Origin of the sequence: Agaribacter flavus, assembly GCF_042646125.1 — a bacterium.
Lineage (GTDB): Bacteria > Pseudomonadota > Gammaproteobacteria > Enterobacterales > Alteromonadaceae > Glaciecola > Glaciecola flavus.
Genome location: NZ_JBHRSW010000042.1, coordinates 1 through 4455, shown reverse-complemented (window position 1 = coordinate 4455; position 4455 = coordinate 1). Strand labels below are relative to the sequence as shown.

Genomic DNA, 4455 nt, shown 5'->3' with positions numbered 1-4455 from the left:
GCCAATGGTGCTAACGCAAGTGCGACACTTTACTCGATTGTACAAACAGCTAAAGCAAACGGTCTTGTTCCTTACGATTACCTAGTGCATGTGATGGAAAAAATCATGCAAGGTAACGTCAAACCGGAACAATTGCTTCCTTGGAATGTTGAACTAGGCTAGTGTGGTTCTTTTGACGTTTACGCATATTTTGGTTTGACTGGGCAAAACAAACCAGTGGCTTTGGGCATATTTGCTGGTGTCAGTGTCTAGTGGCGCTGGCGCCTTTTGCCCACCTAATCAGAGTTCACTGCCCAATGAAACCTGCAATAAAAGCCTGCTTCATTTTTGATACTGCTCATATATATGCACTAGTAATTATTTCAGTTGCCATACTAAACCAATAGTATTGAGTCTTAATGGATAATTTACACTGCCCCCTTTATTACTAGTCTACACATATAATATCCATGTATTCTTCATATATACCATCTACATTTTTCGAAAAAACTATATAGTTACCGTTACAAATTCCGTCACTATCGGAGTGCAAACACTTAACAATATCTCCGTTCGAATCGAAATAAAAATTTCCTTCTTCAAAGTATCTAGTTTTGCTCAACTCGTCTGGAATAACCGTTACTTCTCTCCATCCTTTATCTATATATGCAAATTTGCATTTAGACTCACCAACATCTTCATTACAAGATGCGAGAAAGTAACTCATTCCAATAATCAAGATATAGCTTACCTTTTCCATTCACTTGTAACCTCTGGGCAAACCCAAGATGCTGAGCATTGATGAGTTCGCTTACCTGAAAAAAAGCCAGGACTTCTGGCACCATATCGCCAATTACCTTTTCCATCAAACATATAAATTCCAGTAAAAAATGGACTTCGTTCTTTATAGGTATTGTAAGTATCTTTATCACCTGGTGAAAAACCAAAATTATTCGGATGACTGTGGGTTATTGCGACCAACGACTTGACATGTTTTGTTTTAATACCCCATCGAATAATGTGTGTGTCATTACTTGTTCCAACTTTACTGCTGTAATAGCTAGCAATAGACCCATCAGGGTTTCTTTTCCCTGCAATAGTAACTACACCAAATTCGTTTGGGCTATCTCCTTTTACTTGAAGGGCTCTCTCATGTCCGTCTGATAATGCCTCAGGAAGAGAGTCATGTTCAAATAATGGGTTGCCATTTTCATCAAAAAATTCTGCCTGAACAATCTCAGCACTAGAACTATCACCACTTCCTGAGTTAACTACAACTGTATCGTTCCCCGACCAATCTTGAGCGATAGCGGCACTAAATGCCCACGTCTGCGCTCCGTTTGCAAATTTGCCTCCGGTCAGTTTGGAAACTGTTCCTCCAATGACCGCGGAAGCAATAACATTTGCGTAAGCATTTCCAAGTTTTATGCGTCCTCCTAGAGCTGCTCCAAAACCTGCGGACCAGAAACCATGCCCAAAATTTCCACCCTGAACTTTGCTCGCTAGCCCACCAATTAAACCCGAAGTAAGAAACCCATGTCCGCCACCAATATATGCAGTGAATGCATCAATTAACGCACCTTTCAAACTTCCAGTTACGGCATATGTAGAAGCCGCTGCGAAAGCAGCACAGCCTAGCGGTCCACCAAAAGTACATGCTGCAAACCCTGCCGCGGCATTCAAGATTGGAACTCTCGCCAATGCTCTCAACAAGCTTCCCGTCGTAGCTTGCCAAAGTTTGCCAGCCGCTTTAAATAATGATTTGAAAAAGTAACCGCTCGGATCGGTATAGCTCAATGGATTATTCAACACGTAGGAATAACGATTGTATGACTGGCTGTTTGAAGGCGCTTGAACGTGTGGATCAGCCTGTAGGAATCTCCCCAAGGTTGGATCGTAGATCCGACCGTTCATATGGGCGATCAGGCTTTACGATCCCATCACAATCCTAACAAATTGTTTTTAAAGCACTTATTTTTACTACGTTTTTCAATTCTTATAAAGATAACTAAAAGAACTCTGCACATATTTTTCAAAGTTGTCGATTGACAACAAAGCTAAGGCTAACCTACCTTTATAATTCAAGTAGTTCAAAATAAACTTCCAATGAGAACATTTGAGTTCACACTGAATTACCACCTTAGAGAAGTATCATTATCAATGGACGATATTGATGATCGTTTGTTTGAAAGCGGATGTGATGATGCTTTGGTTGCTCATAGTGGTACAGGGCTGATCTCGTTAGACTTTACACGACGAGCACAGAATGCTTGGCGAGCAGTATTTTCTGCGATGCATTCTATAGAAAGAGCCCTTCCAGCAGCATCTTTGGTGGAAGTTAAACCCGATTACGTTGGGGTGAGTGACATTGCCGACTATTTCAATGTCAGTCGACAATATGTTCAAAAACTGATCGTCAGCGGAAAGCTGGACTATCCACCAATTACTAATGTTGGAAATACATCCGTATATCACCTATTTCCTGTGCTTGATGCGCTTAAAGCAACGATATCATCCTCAATTTCTGACGAACTAGAAGAGTTAGCGGCAATAGCCATGAAAGTTAATATTAAACGGGTTAATAAGCCTATAACCAGTTCTTTGGTTAAAGTAGCGATGCCAAGAACTGTGTAAAAGGCACAATGTCTTGTCTAACACTCGCAGCTTCCAATGCTTGCATATATTCATCCCGTCGTTCGACGGGCACGACTGTCCAAGGATAACCACCAGATGCCATCATTAAATTCATGATGAATCTTCCCATTCTGCCGTTACCATCGAAGTAAGGGTGGATGTAGACGAAAATGAAGTGACCCAGCACCACTCTGACTGCTGCATTTTCCTCTTCTGCGAGCAAGTCGAACAGTGTCGGCATCATATCGCGAACCGCTTCTCTGCTTGGTGGAGTATGCATAGACTGGCGAATATAGACAGGCCCTGACCGGTAACCAGCCAATTCCGATTGCTTAATAATACCGGCCGCAACACTTGGGCCAAATAAGGCGAGATACCAATCGCTGTGCGACTGTTCCAATACATCGCCAGGGTTCATACCTTCTAATACTGCTAGAACGGCTTTTTTAACTTCCTGAAACGCATCCCAGTAACCTTTAGCGGCCATAGCATCTAAATGCTTTTTACTCTCGTCTGAACCTTCAGCTTGCCAGTTACCAGAGCGAACCAGTTCAATCAATTCGCGAGTCACCCAATAGCCTTCAATGGACAGTGAGTGGTAGGCGTCTGTGACGTATTTGTCTTCCACTTCGGCCATGTAGGTTCCTATATCGATGGTTTGGCTTGAGGCTGAAGGAAAGTGCGAAATAACATTTTCACGCATTTGTGCCCACATCAACCGCATGCGATTAACATAGGGCGAGACATCACGACGACCAAAGCTAATCTGTACTTTCTCGGCGAATGGGTCTTCTTCTTGCACTTTCAAATCGGCCGCTTGCATGCCCTTTAAGATATTGTCAGCAATCAAATCTCGGCCAATATTTCTAAAAGCCCCAACTAATCGGCCGGCAATCACACTGTGATTACCTGCGAGTAAAACGGACAATACGTCGGATGCATCGGTCACCATCGATAAGGCAGTACGCATTTGAATGGGGGCATTTTGAAACTGGTTCTCCGAAGAATAGACAAGAGCTGCCGCTACACTGTAAACATTTAGCCCTTCTAGGTTTTCAATGTGTTCTACGGCGGGCAAATTCAACCTGACATCAAAAATCGAGGTGTTATGCAAAAAGGCGGTGGGTTTATTATTGCCTTTGGGCGAGCGCACGAGCAATTGCTGAGGCACGGTTCTATCGCCGATATGCAGGCTAATTGATTGCTCAGGTGATAAACACCAGGCATTATCAAAACGTTCTGATAAATAAGCGCCGCAAAAATCCCAGAAAGAAGTATACCAAGACGTACTGTCGCCCGGCTTTTCATCAGGCATCGCCGGTATGTACCAGCCTCGGATGACTTCGCGAATAAATCCATGCTTCAATAGCCGCTCTCGATGTACTCTGCTGAGTTGCTTTGATTGGATGGCAACAACCCCAGTCTCTTGAAGCTGTTGTAATTGCTCAAGCGAATCTGCTAGTTTTTGTGATATATCATTCATGCTCGCTCTAGCTATTACTCGTGATACTGACCAGTTATCGATCCTCACCTCTAGGTTTTAGTGTTATATCATTCATAGGTTTTAATGTCACCTTTTTTATAGGTTTTAATGACTTATTGTTTTTAGGCTTTAATGCTCATTAGCTTAAAGAAGGCATACAAGAAACAGAGCTTTCCGGCCATAATCCTTCCAAAAGAAGTACAGATTTATAACCGGCAAGCAATTAGGAAAGGTGATGTAAATACGAGCTAACTTCTCCTTTAGTTAGTCGTTTTCCAGCTATGGCCGCAGGATCTGTCATTCCGCACTCACTTTCAGGATTTCAAACTGATTGGATTTGATGTTGCTCTTTTTTAAAT

The 4455-nt window shown here is 42.5% G+C and carries 5 protein-coding genes; 2 read left to right on the top strand and 3 right to left on the bottom strand.

From position 1 onward, the window contains the following. Window positions 1–84: 84 nt before the first annotated feature. Window positions 85–162, top strand: coding sequence for a hypothetical protein (locus ACFOHL_RS15080; RefSeq protein WP_376921073.1), 78 nt, complete (start codon window positions 85–87; stop codon window positions 160–162). Between the two features lie 265 nt (window positions 163–427). Here the strand turns inward: ACFOHL_RS15080 and ACFOHL_RS15075 are convergent, their stop codons facing one another. Beyond that, the gene (locus ACFOHL_RS15075) at window positions 428–739 is read right to left on the bottom strand and encodes a hypothetical protein (protein ID WP_376921072.1); all 312 of its coding nucleotides are present in this window, start codon (window positions 737–739) and stop codon (window positions 428–430) included. Beyond that, window positions 727–1893, bottom strand: a complete 1167-nt coding sequence (locus tag ACFOHL_RS15070; RefSeq protein WP_376921071.1) for an RHS repeat-associated core domain-containing protein — start codon at window positions 1891–1893, stop codon at window positions 727–729. The genes ACFOHL_RS15075 and ACFOHL_RS15070 overlap by 13 nt, the downstream gene beginning before the upstream one ends. Window positions 1894–2085: 192 nt before the next feature. On the opposite strand from ACFOHL_RS15070, the gene ACFOHL_RS15065 reads away from it, so the two are divergent. After that, window positions 2086–2613, top strand: coding sequence for a hypothetical protein (locus tag ACFOHL_RS15065; protein ID WP_376921070.1), 528 nt, complete (start codon window positions 2086–2088; stop codon window positions 2611–2613). On the opposite strand, the gene ACFOHL_RS15060 is transcribed toward ACFOHL_RS15065, so the two are convergent. After that, window positions 2585–4096, bottom strand: a complete 1512-nt coding sequence (locus ACFOHL_RS15060; RefSeq protein ID WP_376921069.1) for a Fic family protein — start codon at window positions 4094–4096, stop codon at window positions 2585–2587. The genes ACFOHL_RS15065 and ACFOHL_RS15060 overlap by 29 nt on opposite strands. Window positions 4097–4455: the final 359 nt, after the last annotated feature.